Below are 13471 nucleotides of genomic sequence, written 5' to 3' on the forward strand. Positions count from 1 at the left end.
GGGTCCGGTCGGACTGGCGGACAAGGTCGAGGCAGCCGCGGGGGATAGCGGTCATGCGGACGGAAACGGACAGGGGTGGAGATCTCTTCATCGTCGATGACGACGCGGCGGTGCGTGACGGTCTCTGCATTGTCTTCGAGCAGGCCGGCTACCGCGTCGCGTCCTTCGCCGACGCGCCCTCGCTCCTGGTCGCTCTGCAACAGCGCCATCCCGACGCCATTCTCCTCGATGTCTGCCTGCCGGGCGCCAGCGGCGTCGAAGTGCTGCGCCAGATTTCCCAGCGCCGTTTCGAGGGGCCGGTGGTGATGATGTCCGGGCGCGCCGACATCCCCATGGCGGTCGCCGTCATCCAGGGCGGTGCCGCCGATCTCATGGAAAAGCCGCTGGACGGGCAGCGCGTCGTCCATCAGGTCGGACAGGCCCTTGCCGGCCATGCCCGCCGGGCGGCCGAGCGGGCCGACCCCGTCTCGGCGCTCGGACCCGGTGGGGCGAGCCTGTTGACACCGCGCGAGCGGGACGTGTTGCAGGAACTCGTGCGCGGCGCCTCCAACAAGGAGGCGGGCCGCAGTCTCGGGATCAGCCCGCGCACCATCGAGGTGCACCGGGCCCGCATCATGGAAAAGCTCGGCGCCAGGAATGCCGCCGATCTCGTGCGCGTCATCTACGACGAGCGTCGCCACGACGCCCGGTGAACGGCCAGACAGGCGCGAGGTCCTTTCGCCGCCTGGCCACAAGTGCCTGACCCCCTTAACTGGTGCGACCGCCTTCACCCGGGCCCTCCGGGAGGGACGGGACAGCCCTGCTCCGCAAGTGGCCAGCCATGGCGCAAGAGCCCATAATCTACGCCCGCCTCCAGGGCGACGTGCTGGAGGTCGCGACCGACCGGCTGACCCTCAGGACGGAAACGGGAGCCCTGGTCGCCATCGAGGACCATGTGCGCCAGCTTTTCGCGCGCGTCGCTGAAATCCGGATCATGACCCTCGACGAGGCGCCCTGGACATTGTCGCGGCACGTCATCGCCCCGCCCTTGCAACGGGTGGCCTGACGCCGCAGCTCGCCGAATATTGCAACTTTTACGTGGTGTAAGCCGATTCCGCGTCGCTCATGAAGGTATTTGGTTACACTTGTCGGCCTATGGTGCGGCCAACGAAAAGACCATGGTCGATGGCCCCCTGGACCGAGCACGGAACGCCTGCCGTCGCGAATCCCCCGGCGCGACAGACGTCACCGAGAGAGAGCGTTCATGTCTGCCCAGACTGCCCAGGATACCCATGCCTTCGTCGAACAGCTCGGACGGCTCGGCATCGAAAAGGACAGTGAGAAACGCCTCGCCCTGCTGCGCGGGGTCGCCGACCTCTATCTCTCCCGAACCGTCAGCCCGACCCTGGCGGAAGAATATCTGTTCTCAGAAATCGCGACCTCCGTCCTGCGCAAGCTGCAGCCCCATCAGCGGCCGCAGGTCAGCATGGCGCTGAGCGACAGCGAGCGGGTTCCCCACAGTCTGGCACTGGAGCTCGCTTCCGACGCGGACATCGCCGTCGCCAGTCCGATCCTGTCCAGGTCGCCCTTGCTGACCGAAAGCGACATCGTCGCCCTCGCCCAGGCGAGCAGCGACGAACATCTGCAGGCCATCGCCGCGCGCCCCACCCTGACGTCGCGCATCACCGACGTGCTCATCGACCGCGGCAGCAACACGGTGCTGCGCACCGTTTCGGGCAATGCCGGCGCCGAGATCTCCGAGAAGGGTATGCTCAGCCTCGTCACGCGGGCGAAGGACGACAACGAGCTGACCCTCGCCCTCGCCGACCGCGGCGACCTGTCGCCAGCCATGCAGGACCAGTTGAACACGCTGATCTGCGACCGGGTCTCGGCCCAGACCGACGACGATGCCGACCCCACGGTGGCCAACCTGCGGTCGCGCGCCCAGGCGCTGATCGCCGACGAACTGCGCAAGCGCAAGGCCAACATCAGCAGCACGGATCGGGTCATCGCGGCCGTCGAAGCCGGCAGCATGTCGCTCGACGACGGCCTCGGCACCCTCTTCGCCGGCGGCCGGCTGCTCGACGTCTCCCAGGTCCTGGCGCATTTCCTGCGCTTCGACCGCAACTTCGTCTTTCAGCAGATGGCGACCGGCGAGATCAACACCGTCGTTCTCGTCTTCAGGGCACTCGACATCGCCTATGCCCATCTGGAAACGACGCTGGCGCTGCGCGCCCGCAAGCGGCGTGGCTCCGGCGACGTCGAAACCGTGTCACGCGCCGACTATGAAGCGGTCAGCCAGGCGGATGCCCAGCGCGCCATGCGCTTCCTCAAGGTCCGGATGACCGCCGGCAAGAGCAGCCCGGCCGCCGCTTGACAGCTCCGGTCATCCGCGGCGCAGCGACGGCGCCATGGTCAGGGCGAAAGGTTCAGCTTAAAGAAGGGCCGGCGGATGACGCCGCCGCCATCCGTGTCGACGAAGGCAACCTCCCGCATGTTTCCCAAGCCGCTCGCCAGCCTGAAACCCAATACGGCCGCCTATGAATCCCTGCCCATGGTGAAGCCGACCGGCTTCCGGGAATACGACGCGCGCTGGTTCTTCGGCGAAGAGCTGAACCTGATGGGCGTCCAGGCCGTCGGCATGGGCCTCGGCACCCTGATCGGCCGCATGGGCGTTCCCCGCGAGATCGTCGTCGGCCATGATTTCCGCGGCTATTCCGCCTCCATCAAGATGGCGCTCGTCACCGGCCTGATGGCGGCGGGCTGCAAGGTGCATGACATCGGCCTCGCCATGTCGCCCATGGCCTATTTCGCCCAGTTCGAGCTCGACGTGCCCTGCGTCGCCATGGTCACCGCCAGCCACAACGACAACGGCTGGACCGGCGTCAAGATGGGCGCCCAGCGCCCCGTGACCTTCGGCCCCGATGAGATGTCGGCCCTGAAGACCATCGTGCTCGACGCCGATTTCGACCTCGTCGGTGGCGGCTCCTATCGCTTCGTCGAGGATTTCGCCGCACGCTACATCCGCGACCTCACGGACCGCCCGAAGGTCACCCGCAAGCTCAAGGTCATCGCCGCCTGCGGCAACGGCACCGCGGGCGCCTTTGCCCCGCAGATCCTTGAGGCGCTCGGCGTCGAGGTCATCCCGCTCGATGCCGAACTCGACCATTCCTTCCCGCGTTACAACCCGAACCCCGAAGACATGAAGATGCTCCACGCCATGGCGGTGGCGGTGAAGGAGCACGGCGCCGATGTCGCGCTCGGCTTCGACGGTGACGGCGACCGCTGCGGCGTCGTCGACAATCATGGCGAGGAGATCTTCGCCGACAAGATCGGGGTGATGCTCGCCCGCGACCTGTGCAAGGTCTACGGCCCCTCCCAGTTCGTCGTCGACGTGAAGTCGACCGGCCTCTTCGCGGCCGATCCCGAGCTCAAGCGCCTCGGCGCGACGACCGACTACTGGAAGACCGGCCATTCCTACATCAAGCGCCGGGTCCGCGATCTGGGCGCGCTCGCCGGCTTCGAGAAGTCAGGACACTTCTTCTTCAATGCCCCTGTCGGCCGCGGCTATGACGACGGCCTCGTCACCGCCATCGCGGTGATCGAGATGCTCGACCGCAATCCGGGCAAGTCGATGGCAGATCTCTATGCCGCGCTGCCGAAGACCTGGGGCTCGCCCACCATGTCGCCGAAATGCGCCGACGAGGTGAAATATGGCGTTGTCGACCGCGTCGTGCAACGCTTTCAGGACATGCAGGAACAGGGCGGCCTCGTCGCCGGCCATCCCATATCCAGCCTCGTCACCGTCAACGGCGTCCGCATCACGACGCCGGACGGCACCTGGGGCCTGGTGCGCGCCTCCTCCAACAAGCCCGAGCTCGTCGTCGTGGTCGAGAGCCCGGTGTCGGAGGCGCGGATGCGCGAGATGTTCCATGCCGTCGACGCCGTGCTGCGCGAGAACCCCGAAGTCGGCGCCTATAACCAGACGATCTGAGGGTCAGAGCGGTCAGGCGGCCGAAATTTTCACCGCTCGTTAACCATGGCGTGACAGCTTCACGGCGAGAGCGAGGGAGCCGTCCGTGAAGCTTGTGTCCGTCAGTCAGAACATGCCGCGCCCGAACGGGCTCTCGGAGCTCGAGATCCTCAGGAGCGTCACCACCGGTTTTGCCGCCTTCGGCAACGCGGTGCGGGCCAGCGCCATTTCCGACGCGCAGAAATCGAAGGTCCTGGCTGAACTCGCGGATGCCTCCAACCGGATGATGGACGCCACCAACGCCTATCTCTTCGCGCTGGGCGAGGCCCACAAGGCCATGGACGCCAAGGCGACGAGCACGCCGCAGTTGAAGATCGCCGACTGACCTCGCAACCGCGCCCCGTCACCTTTTCGTCGCAGCGACGTCATGGCGCTGTAGGGGAGATGCGGCACGTGGTCTTCTGACGTGATGCTTGGCGATTCGGCTGGGGCGTCGCGTCCGGGGGCCCATCATGGTCGATCAGGTCACGCACAGCGCCAATCCCTTCGCACGTCACTTCAACCCCGCGCTGTGGGCCGACCAGGGCCGTAAGATCATTCCCATCATGCGGGCCTATGGCGGCATCCGGCCGCGCGACGCACGGGCGGCCCTGCCACAGACGCTCGGCCGCATCGGCACGCTGGAAGTGCGCCTCGCGGCCAATGCCGCCGAGGTCCGCAGCGCCCAGAAGCTGCGCTGGCGCGTCTTCTACGAAGAAATGAAGGCGATCGCCGACGGCCCCTCGCGCCTCGCGCGCCGTGACATCGACGCCTTCGACGCCATCTGCGACCACCTCGTGGTCATCGATCACGCCGTCCTCGAGCGCCAGCCCTTCGGCCAGCCGCGCCCGGCCATCGTCGGCACCTATCGCCTGCTGCGCCAGGAAATCGCCGACCGGCACGGCGGCTTCTATACGGCGGGCGAGTTCGACGTCTCCGGCCTGCTGCAGCGCCATGCCGGCAAGCGCTTCCTCGAACTCGGCCGGTCCTGCGTGCTGCCGGCCTATCGCAACAAGCGGACGGTCGAACTGCTCTGGCACGGCATCTGGTCCTATGTCCTGACACACCGCATCGACGTCATGTTCGGATGCGCCAGTCTCGAGGGCACCGATCCGCGCGCCGTGTCGCGCGAACTGTCCTTCCTCCATCACAACGCCCGCCCGCCGGCCGAATGGGCCGCCGCCGCCCTGCCCTCCCGCCGGGTCGAGATGGGCCGCCTTTCGCGGGACGCCATCGACATGAAGAAGGCGCTCCATGCCCTGCCGCCCCTTATCAAGGGTTATCTGCGCCTCGGCGCCTATATCGGCGACGGCGCCGTGGTGGACCGTCAGTTCAACACGATCGACGTGCTGATCGTTCTCCCCGTTGCCGCCATTCACCCGCGCTACATCGATCATTTCGGCCCGACGGCTGAGCGTCACGCGGCCTGATGCAGGCGACCCCTGCCGTCCGGGGGGACTGAACGGCGCGCGTGCGGGTGCTATCGTCCGGTTCAAGAGAAACCGGAAGCGCCCGCCATGCCCGACATGCCTGCCCTCGGCCCCCGTCTCGCCGACGACGGCACGATGATCCCTGCGCCGATGTCCCGGCGCGTCATGAATCTCGCCGACCTCCTGCACGGCACCGCACGGCGGCTGCCGGACAGGCCGGGTCTGGTCTGGCGCGACAAGACCTGGACCTGGGGCGAGATGGCGGCACGGGTGAGCGCGGCGGCCGTCGCGCTGCGCGCGCGCGGCATCGGCAAGGGCGACCGCGTCGTCTGCCAGTCGCGCAACAGCAACGCCATGTTCGAGGCCATGTTCGCGGTCTGGACGATCGGCGCCATCTGGGTTCCGACCAACTTCCGCAACACCCAGCAGGAGGTCGCCTATATCGCCGGGGCCGCACGCGCCAAGGCGATGATCTGCGAAACGATCTTCGAGGGCCATGTGGCGGCGGTGAAGGAGAGCGACCCCGACCTCGCCCTGACCATCTCCATCGGCGCGGCCCCCTTCGCCGCCATCGACTGGGAAGGGCTCGTCGCCGAAGGCCTCCAGCATGGCTCCCCCGGGAGCATCGCCGCCGTCGACCACGACGACCCCTGCTGGTTCTTCTTCACCTCCGGCACCACGGGACGCCCGAAGGCCGCCGTCCTGACCCACGGCCAGATGGGCTTCGTCGTCACCAACCACCTCGCCGACCTCGTGCCCGGAACGGGCGAGCACGACGCCTCGCTCGTCGTCGCCCCGCTTTCCCACGGCGCCGGCATCCACCAGTTGACGCAGGTCGCCCGCGGCGCGCGGACGATCCTCCTCGCCTCCGAGCGGCTCGATTGCGAGGAGGCCTTCCGCCTCATCGAGGAACACCGCGTCACCAACATGTTCACGGTGCCGACCATCCTGACCATGCTGGCCGGCCACGCGGCCGCCGACCGCCACGACCACACGTCGCTGAAGCACGTCATCTATGCGGGATCGCCCATGTACCGGGCCGACCAGCAGATGGCACTGACCCGCCTCGGCAAATGCATCGTCCAGTATTTCGGCCTCGGCGAGGTGACCGGCAACATCACCGTCTTTCCCACCCGCGAGCACGACATCGACGACGCCGTCCAGGGCCGCATCGGCACCTGCGGCTTCCCGCGCACCGCCATGGACGTGCGCATCTTCGACGATGCGGGCCTCGAACTCGCGCCCTTCGCGACCGGCGAGATCTGCGTCGCCGGCCCCGCCGTCTTCGCCGGTTACTTCGACAATCCGGAGGCCAATGCGAAATCCTTCCGCAACGGCTTCTTCCGCACCGGCGATCTCGGTCACAAGGATCAGGAGGGCTACGTCTACATCACCGGCCGGGCCTCCGACATGTACATCTCCGGCGGCTCCAACGTCTATCCGCGCGAGATCGAGGAGATGATCCTCACCCATCCCGGGGTCGCCGAGGTGGCGGTTCTCGGAGTACCGGACCGGCGCTGGGGCGAGGCCGGCGTCGCGGTGCTCGTCGCACGGCCTGGCGCGAAGGTTGAAGAGGGCGACATCCTCATACATCTCGACGGCAAGCTTTCCCGCTACAAGATGCCCCGCCAGGTCTTCGTGTGGGAGGAGCTGCCGAAGTCGGGCTACGGCAAGGTGCCGAAGAAGCTGATCCGCGAGATGCTGATCGCGCAGGGCGAGGTCAGCGCGGAGGGGTGAGGAACAGAACTGACGTTCCGCTCGGCTGAAGGCACTTCCCTCTCCGTCAGGGCCGGGCTTGTCCCGGCCATCCACGACTTGGATGCGACCGGTGAAGGAATTCGTGGATGCCCGGCACGAGGCCGGGCATGACGGGCGAGAAGGTCGAGAAGGTCTCCCCGCGAAAATGCCCCACCCTCACCCTCCCCGCTACGCGGAGAGGGGGACTTCCGCGTTCCGCCGATGAGCTGCGGTGGAGCCAGGCGCGACCGGAACGATCACACGCGCGGCCGTAGTCTCCCTCTCCGCGCAGCGGGGAGGGTGAGGGTGGGGCCTACCTGCCCTCCCGCCGCCGCCCTTATCCGAACCTTGCCTGCAGCACCGCGAACAGCGCCCGCGCCGCCTGCATCTCGCCGCCGGCGGGGCGGCCGGGCTTCTCGGCCGGCGTCCAGCCGTAGACGTCCGCATGCAGCCAGCTCTGCGCCTTCTCCACGAAGCGGTCGAGATAGAGCGCCGCGGTGATCGACCCGGCGAAGCCCCCCGTCGTGACGTTGTTGAGGTCGGCGATCTTGCTGTCGAGCCCGCCCGCATAGGGCATCCATAGCGGCAGCCGCCAGACCGGATCGCCGACGGCGAGACCGGCGGCCGTCAGTTCCGCCGCCAGCGCGTCGTCGTGGGTGTAGACCGGCGGCAGGTCCGGCCCCAGCGCCACGCGCGCCGCTCCGGTCAGCGTGGCAAAGTCGGCGAGGAGCACCGGCGCCTCCTCGTCGGCCAGCGCCAGCGCGTCGCAGAGCACGAGCCGCCCCTCGGCATCGGTATTGCCAATCTCGACGCTAAGCCCCTTGCGGGTCGGGAACACGTCGCCCGGCCGGAAGGCGGCCCCCGAGACGGCATTCTCCACCGCCGGCACGAGCAGGCGCAGGCGCACGGGCAGTTTCGCCGCCATTACCATATGGGCGAGGCCGATGGCCGCCGCCGCACCGCCCATGTCCTTCTTCATCAAGAGCATGGCCGACGAGGGCTTGAGGTCGAGGCCGCCGGTGTCGAAACAGACGCCCTTGCCGACCAGCGTAACCTTCGGATGTTTCTCGTTGCCCCAGACGAGGTCGACGAGCCGCGGCTCGCGCGGCGAGGCGGCGCCCACCGCGTGGATCATCGGGAAGTTCTGCTTCAGCAGCGCCTCGCCGACGACGGAGGTGACCTTGGCGCGATGGCGCTTGCCGAGGTCGCGGATCGCCGCCTCGAGCTCGGCGGGACCCAGATCGTTGGCCGGCGTATTGATGAGGTCGCGCGCCAGCGCCGTGGCCTCCGCCGCCTGGCTGACCGTCTCGCCGTCGACGCCGTCCGGTACGACCAGCAGGGCGGGTTTGGCCGCTGCGGCCTTGTAGCGGCTGAACCGGTACTGCCCGATGATCCAGGCGAGCGCCGCGCGCTCTCCGTCGCCCGGATCATTGGCGAAGCGATAGAGGCCGGGCGGGATCTGGCCGGGCAGCTTGCCGGCCAGCAGCGGATCGCGATGGGCAGCGTCCTCGGCCTCGATGCCGAAGAGGACCGCGGCGATAGCGCCCTTGGCGTCCGGGACGGCCACCGCCCTCCCGGGCTTCGGCTCGAAGCCCACGGCGTCGAGATAGGCCTGTTGCGGTCCCTTCAGCTTCGCTTTGACCTCCGGATAGGTCTTGGCTGTCACGAAGGTGATGGGCGTGGCGCCCGTGGTGCCGGCCGGTCGGAGAAGCGGGTGCATGGGAATCCTGAGCCACAGCGTGGCTGGCAGGCTAGAGCCGCGCGATACCACCTGTCACCCCCCGCGCGCCCCGCGCATGGAGGGGGCGCGCGCGTCATGGTTTACGGCGAAGGGGCGAGCGCCTTTAGTGCCGCCCCCGAACACGCCGACCCGAGGACGCCCATGACCACCCAGCCCAAGACCCTCTTGGAACTCGCCGGCCGCAAGCCGGTGCCGCCGAAGCTCGGCGAGAGCATTCTCGTCCTCATCGACATCCAGAACGAGTATTGCGACGGCCCCATCGCCCTGCCCGGGGCGCCCGCGGCGGTGGCGAAGGCGGCGGACCTTCTCGCCCGTGCCCGCAAGGCCGGGGCGAAGATCGTCCACGTGGCCCACAAGGGCGGCAAGGGCTCGCTCTTCGACCGCGAGGCCCACCGCGGCGCCATCGTCGACGCTGTGGCGCCTGTGGCCGGAGAGGCGGTGGTGGAGAAGCCGCGGCCGAACGCCTTTTCAGGCACGAACCTCGCCGAGATCGTCGGCGCGCCCGCAGCGCCGCTGGTCCTGGTCGGTTTCATGACGCACATGTGCGTCTCCTCGACCGCCCGTGCCGCCCTCGACCTCGGCTATCAGACGGCGATCGCGGCGGACGCCTGCGCGACGCGCGACCTGCCGAAGCCGACCGGCGGCGTGATCGACGCGGCGAGCCTGCACGAGGCGGAACTGGCGGCCCTCGCCGACCGCTTCGCCGGCGTGTTCACGGCGGACGAGATCGTGTGAGGCACGGAGACGGGCCGGCGGACGGCGGATCGGTTCAAGGCCCCACCCGCATCCTCCCCGCGCTCCGCGCGGAGAAGCGGACTACGGCGCCGCATCCACCTCCAGCGGTCGCGCCTGGCCCGACCGTTCAAAACGGCGCACATCGTCGAAGTCCCCCTCTCCGCGCGGAGCGCGGGGAGGGTGCGGGTGGGGCGTTCAACAGCGTGCGGCCTGAAGACGTTTCCCTCTGCGGCACACGCGCATGGCCCGGTGTCGAAGGCCCGACGCGGGACGGGCAGGCCAGTGGCCTGCCCCCGCGCCACCTCACGCCCTGAGGGCTCCGCCGGTCTTCTTCGTCACTTCGGCAACGATCTTCGCCGCCACGGCGTCGATCTCGGCGTCGGTGAGCGTCTTGTCCCGCGGCTGCAGCGTCACGGCGATGCCGACCGACTTCTTCGTCGCATCGATCCCCTTGCCCTCATAGACGTCGAAGACCTGGACGCTGGTGATGAGCTGCTTGTCGACGCCCTGCGCCGCCTTGACGAGATCGCCCGCCTTCACCGCCTGGTCGACGAGGAAGGCGAAGTCACGCTCGACCGGCTGGAACGAGGAGAGCATCAACTGCGGCTTGGTGCGTGTCGGACGCACCTTCGGTGGCGGCAGCTTGTCGAGCAGGATCTCGAAGGCGAGCACCGGCCCCTTGACGTCGAGCGCCTCGAGCACGCGGGGATGCAGCTCGCCGAAGGAGCCGAACACGGTCTGCGGGCCCATCTGGAACGTGCCGGAGCGGCCGGGGTGGAACCAGGCGGGACCGCCCTGCACCACCTGGATGCCGGCCATCGGGGCGCCGACGGCAGCGAGAACCGCCATCGCATCGCCCTTGATGTCGTAGATGTCGGCCGCGGCCGTGCCCTGCCAGTGGCGCCCCGCGCCGGCCGGCCTCGCCAGGCCGCGGCGGATGCCGGTGGCAGCCATGAACTGGTCGTCGGGCTTGTCGCCCCGGAACACCTGCCCCACCTCGAACAGGGCCAGGTCGCCGTAGCCGCGGTCGGCATTGCGCTGGGCGGCAGTGGCCAGCCCGACGAGCAGCGTCGGCCGCATGTCGGAGAGGTCGGAGGCGATGGGGTTGGCGAGAGCCAGTGCCGGCTGGCCACCGCCGAAGAGCTCGGCCTGTCCCTTCGAGATGAAGCTCCAGGTCACGGCCTCCACCATGCCGCGCCCGGCGAGGGTGCGCTTGGCCATGCGCGTGCGCTTCTGGATGAGGGTGAGCACCGGCTTCGGCACGGTGCCGCCGCGGTCAAGCGGCGTCGAGGGCACGCGGTCGACACCGGCGATGCGCATGACCTCCTCGGTCAGGTCCGCCTTGCCGTGGATGTCGGGGCGCCAGGAGGGCGGCGACACCTTCACCATCGGCCCGTTGCCGGAGACGGAGAAGCCGAGCGCCTCGAGGATGCGCTTCTGCTCGCGGTCGGAGACTTCGAGGCCGGTGAGGCGCTTGGTCTCGGACAGCGGGAAGTTGATGATGAAGCCGGTATCGGGAACCGAACCTGCGACCGTCACGTCGGAAGGCTCGCCGCCGCACATGTCCATGACCAGCTTGGTCGCCAGTTCCACGCCGGGCAGCATGAAGTTCGGATCGACGCCGCGCTCGAAACGGTAGCGCGCATCGGTGACGATGCCGAGATTGCGCCCCGTGCGGGCGATGTCCATCGGGTCCCACAGCGCCGATTCGATCAGGACGTCCGTCGTCGCCTCGTCGCAGCCCGAATGCTCGCCGCCCATGACGCCGGCGATGGACTCGACGCCGTTGTCGTCGGCGATCACCGTCTCGTTGCCGGTGAAGCCATAGACCCGGCCGTCGAGGCCGAGCACGGTCTCACCCGCCGTCGAGCGGCGCACGACGAGCGCGCCGGCGACCTTCTTCGCGTCGAAGACGTGCAGCGGTCGTCCCCTGTCGAAGGTCACGTAATTGGTGATGTCGACCAGCGCGTTGATCGGGCGAAGGCCGATGGCCTTCAGCCGCCGCTGCATCCAGTCCGGCGAGGGCCCGTTCTTGACGCCGCGCACCAGGCGCAGCGCGAAGGCCGGGCAGAGCTTCTCCTCGCCCCGGGCGAGGGCCAGCGTCACCTTCTGCGGGTTCGGGAAGGCGCCCTTCACCTGCGGCACCACGTCGGATTTCAGCTTGCCGAGACCGGCGGCGGCGAGATCGCGGGCGATGCCGTGGATCGAGGTGCAGTCCGGCCGGTTCGGCGTCAGGTTGATCTCGATGACCGGGTCGGAGAGCTGCGCCCAGTCGGCATAGCGGGCGCCGAGGGGGGCGTCGGCCGGCAGGTCGATTATGCCGTCATGATCCTCGGAGATTTCCAGTTCAGCCGCCGAGCAGAGCATGCCGCGGCTCTCGACGCCGCGGATCGTGCCGACCCCGAGCGTGATGCCCTTGCCCGGAATGAACGTGCCGGGCGGCGAGAAGACCGACTTCATGCCGGTCCGGGCGTTCGGTGCGCCGCAGACCACCTGAACCGGTTCGCCGCTGCCCGTGTCGACCATGCAGACCCTGAGACGGTCGGCATTGGGGTGCTGCTCGGCCGAGATGACATGGGCGATGGTGAAGGCGGCAAGCTTCGCGCCGGGATCGTCCAGCCCCTCGACCTCGAGGCCGATGCGGGTGAGCGTCTCGGTGATCTCGGCGAGGGAGGCCTCGGTGTCGAGATGGTCCTTGAGCCAGGAGAGGGTGAGTTTCATCGGATGTCTCCCCTCAGCTCGACAGGCCGCCGGCCAGCGACGGCAGGTCGAGCGGGCGGAAGCCGTAATGCGACAGCCAGCGCACATCGGCCTCGAAGAACTGCCGGAGGTCGTTGATGCCGTATTTCAGCATGGCGATGCGATCGATCCCCATGCCCCAGGCGAAGCCCTGGTAGATGTCGGGATCGAGGCCGCAATTGCGGATGACGTTCGGATGGACCATGCCGCAGCCGAGGATTTCCAGCCAGTCCTCGCCCTCGCCGAAGCGCACCTCGCCGCCCTGGCGGTTGCACTGGATGTCGACCTCCATGGAGGGCTCGGTGAAGGGGAAGAACGAGGGGCGGAAGCGCATCTTCACGCTGTCGACCTCGAAGAAGGCCTTGCAGAACTCCTCGAGGATCCACTTGAGGTGGCCGATATGGCTGCCCTTGTCGATGACGAGACCCTCGACCTGGTGGAACATCGGCGTGTGCGTCTGGTCGCTGTCGCAGCGATAGGTGCGACCGGGACAAATGACGCGGATCGGCGGCTTGCTCGTCAGCATGGTGCGCACCTGCACCGGCGAGGTATGCGTGCGCAGCAGCATCCGCTCGCCGTTCTCCTTCGGGTTGAAGAAGAACGTGTCGTGCATCTCGCGGGCCGGATGGCCCTCGGGGAAGTTCAACCGCGTGAAATTGTAATCGTCGGTCTCGATGTCCGGCCCTTCGGCGATGGCGAAGCCCATATCGGCGAAGATGGCGGTGAGCTCGTCCATCACCTGGCTGATCGGGTGGATGCGGCCGGTTTCGGTCGGGCTTTCGCGCACCGGGAGCGTGACGTCGACGGTTTCGGCGGCGAGGCGGGCGTCGAGTGCGGCGCTCTTCAGCACCTCGCGGCGCTGGCCGAGAGCCTCGGTGACGCGATCCTTCACCTGGTTGATCGCCGCGCCCGCCGTCTTGCGCTCCTCCGGCGCCATCTGGCCGAGGGTGGCGAGGAGGGCGGAGAGCGAGCCCTTCTTGCCGAGGGCGGCGACCCGCACCGCCTCCAGCGTCGCCTCGTCGGCGGCCGCGGCGATCTGCGCCGTCAGGTCTGTTTCGAGCGTTGCAAGATCGGTCATGGTGAGATCACGCGTGATGA

11 protein-coding genes are annotated in these 13471 nt (G+C 68.4%); 8 read left to right on the plus strand and 3 right to left on the minus strand.

Annotated elements, in window-relative coordinates; genetic code table 11:
- Positions 1-53: 53 nt before the first annotated feature.
- The 7 genes from Q8O26_RS06675 to Q8O26_RS06705 all read left to right on the plus strand — a co-directional run bounded on the left by Q8O26_RS06675 (position 54) and on the right by Q8O26_RS06705 (position 7158).
- On the plus strand, positions 54-692 hold the full coding sequence (locus tag Q8O26_RS06675) for a response regulator transcription factor (protein WP_305574723.1): 639 nt from the start codon (positions 54-56) through the stop codon (positions 690-692).
- 128 nt (positions 693-820) lie between these two features.
- Positions 821-1045 carry a hypothetical protein gene (locus tag Q8O26_RS06680; protein WP_305574724.1) on the plus strand — a complete coding sequence of 75 codons (225 nt, stop codon included), beginning with the start codon at positions 821-823 and terminating at the stop codon, positions 1043-1045.
- Positions 1046-1243: 198 nt separating this feature from the next.
- The gene (locus Q8O26_RS06685) at positions 1244-2356 is read left to right on the plus strand and encodes a DUF2336 domain-containing protein (protein ID WP_305574725.1); all 1113 of its coding nucleotides are present in this window, start codon (positions 1244-1246) and stop codon (positions 2354-2356) included.
- Between the two features lie 117 nt (positions 2357-2473).
- The gene (locus tag Q8O26_RS06690; protein ID WP_305574726.1) at positions 2474-3973 is read left to right on the plus strand and encodes a phosphomannomutase/phosphoglucomutase; all 1500 of its coding nucleotides are present in this window, start codon (positions 2474-2476) and stop codon (positions 3971-3973) included.
- 85 nt (positions 3974-4058) lie between these two features.
- Positions 4059-4337, plus strand: a complete 279-nt coding sequence (locus Q8O26_RS06695; protein WP_305574727.1) for a hypothetical protein — start codon at positions 4059-4061, stop codon at positions 4335-4337.
- Between the two features lie 220 nt (positions 4338-4557).
- Entirely contained in the window at positions 4558-5421 is an 864-nt protein-coding gene (locus Q8O26_RS06700) for a GNAT family N-acetyltransferase (RefSeq protein WP_305574839.1), read from the plus strand.
- A 96-nt stretch (positions 5422-5517) separates the two neighbouring features.
- Entirely contained in the window at positions 5518-7158 is a 1641-nt protein-coding gene (locus tag Q8O26_RS06705; protein WP_305574840.1) for an acyl-CoA synthetase, read from the plus strand.
- A 337-nt stretch (positions 7159-7495) separates the two neighbouring features.
- Here Q8O26_RS06705 and Q8O26_RS06710 read toward each other — a convergent pair whose 3' ends face one another.
- A complete protein-coding gene (locus Q8O26_RS06710; RefSeq protein WP_305574728.1) occupies positions 7496-8878 on the minus strand; it encodes a M17 family metallopeptidase in 1383 nt (460 codons plus the stop codon).
- 162 nt (positions 8879-9040) lie between these two features.
- Between Q8O26_RS06710 and Q8O26_RS06715 the strand changes: the two genes are divergently transcribed.
- Positions 9041-9634 (plus strand): cysteine hydrolase family protein, encoded by a 594-nt coding sequence (locus Q8O26_RS06715; RefSeq protein WP_305574729.1) that lies wholly within the window; start codon positions 9041-9043, stop codon positions 9632-9634.
- A gap of 303 nt (positions 9635-9937) precedes the next feature.
- Here the strand turns inward: Q8O26_RS06715 and pheT are convergent, their stop codons facing one another.
- On the minus strand, positions 9938-12355 hold the full coding sequence (pheT, locus tag Q8O26_RS06720; protein WP_305574730.1) for a phenylalanine--tRNA ligase subunit beta: 2418 nt from the start codon (positions 12353-12355) through the stop codon (positions 9938-9940).
- A 13-nt stretch (positions 12356-12368) separates the two neighbouring features.
- Positions 12369-13451 (minus strand): phenylalanine--tRNA ligase subunit alpha, encoded by a 1083-nt coding sequence (gene pheS / locus Q8O26_RS06725; protein WP_305574731.1) that lies wholly within the window; start codon positions 13449-13451, stop codon positions 12369-12371.
- Between the last annotated feature and the right edge of the window lie 20 nt (positions 13452-13471).

Source organism: Phreatobacter sp. (assembly GCF_030691135.1).
In the GTDB taxonomy this organism is placed as follows: Bacteria; Pseudomonadota; Alphaproteobacteria; order Rhizobiales; family Phreatobacteraceae; genus Phreatobacter.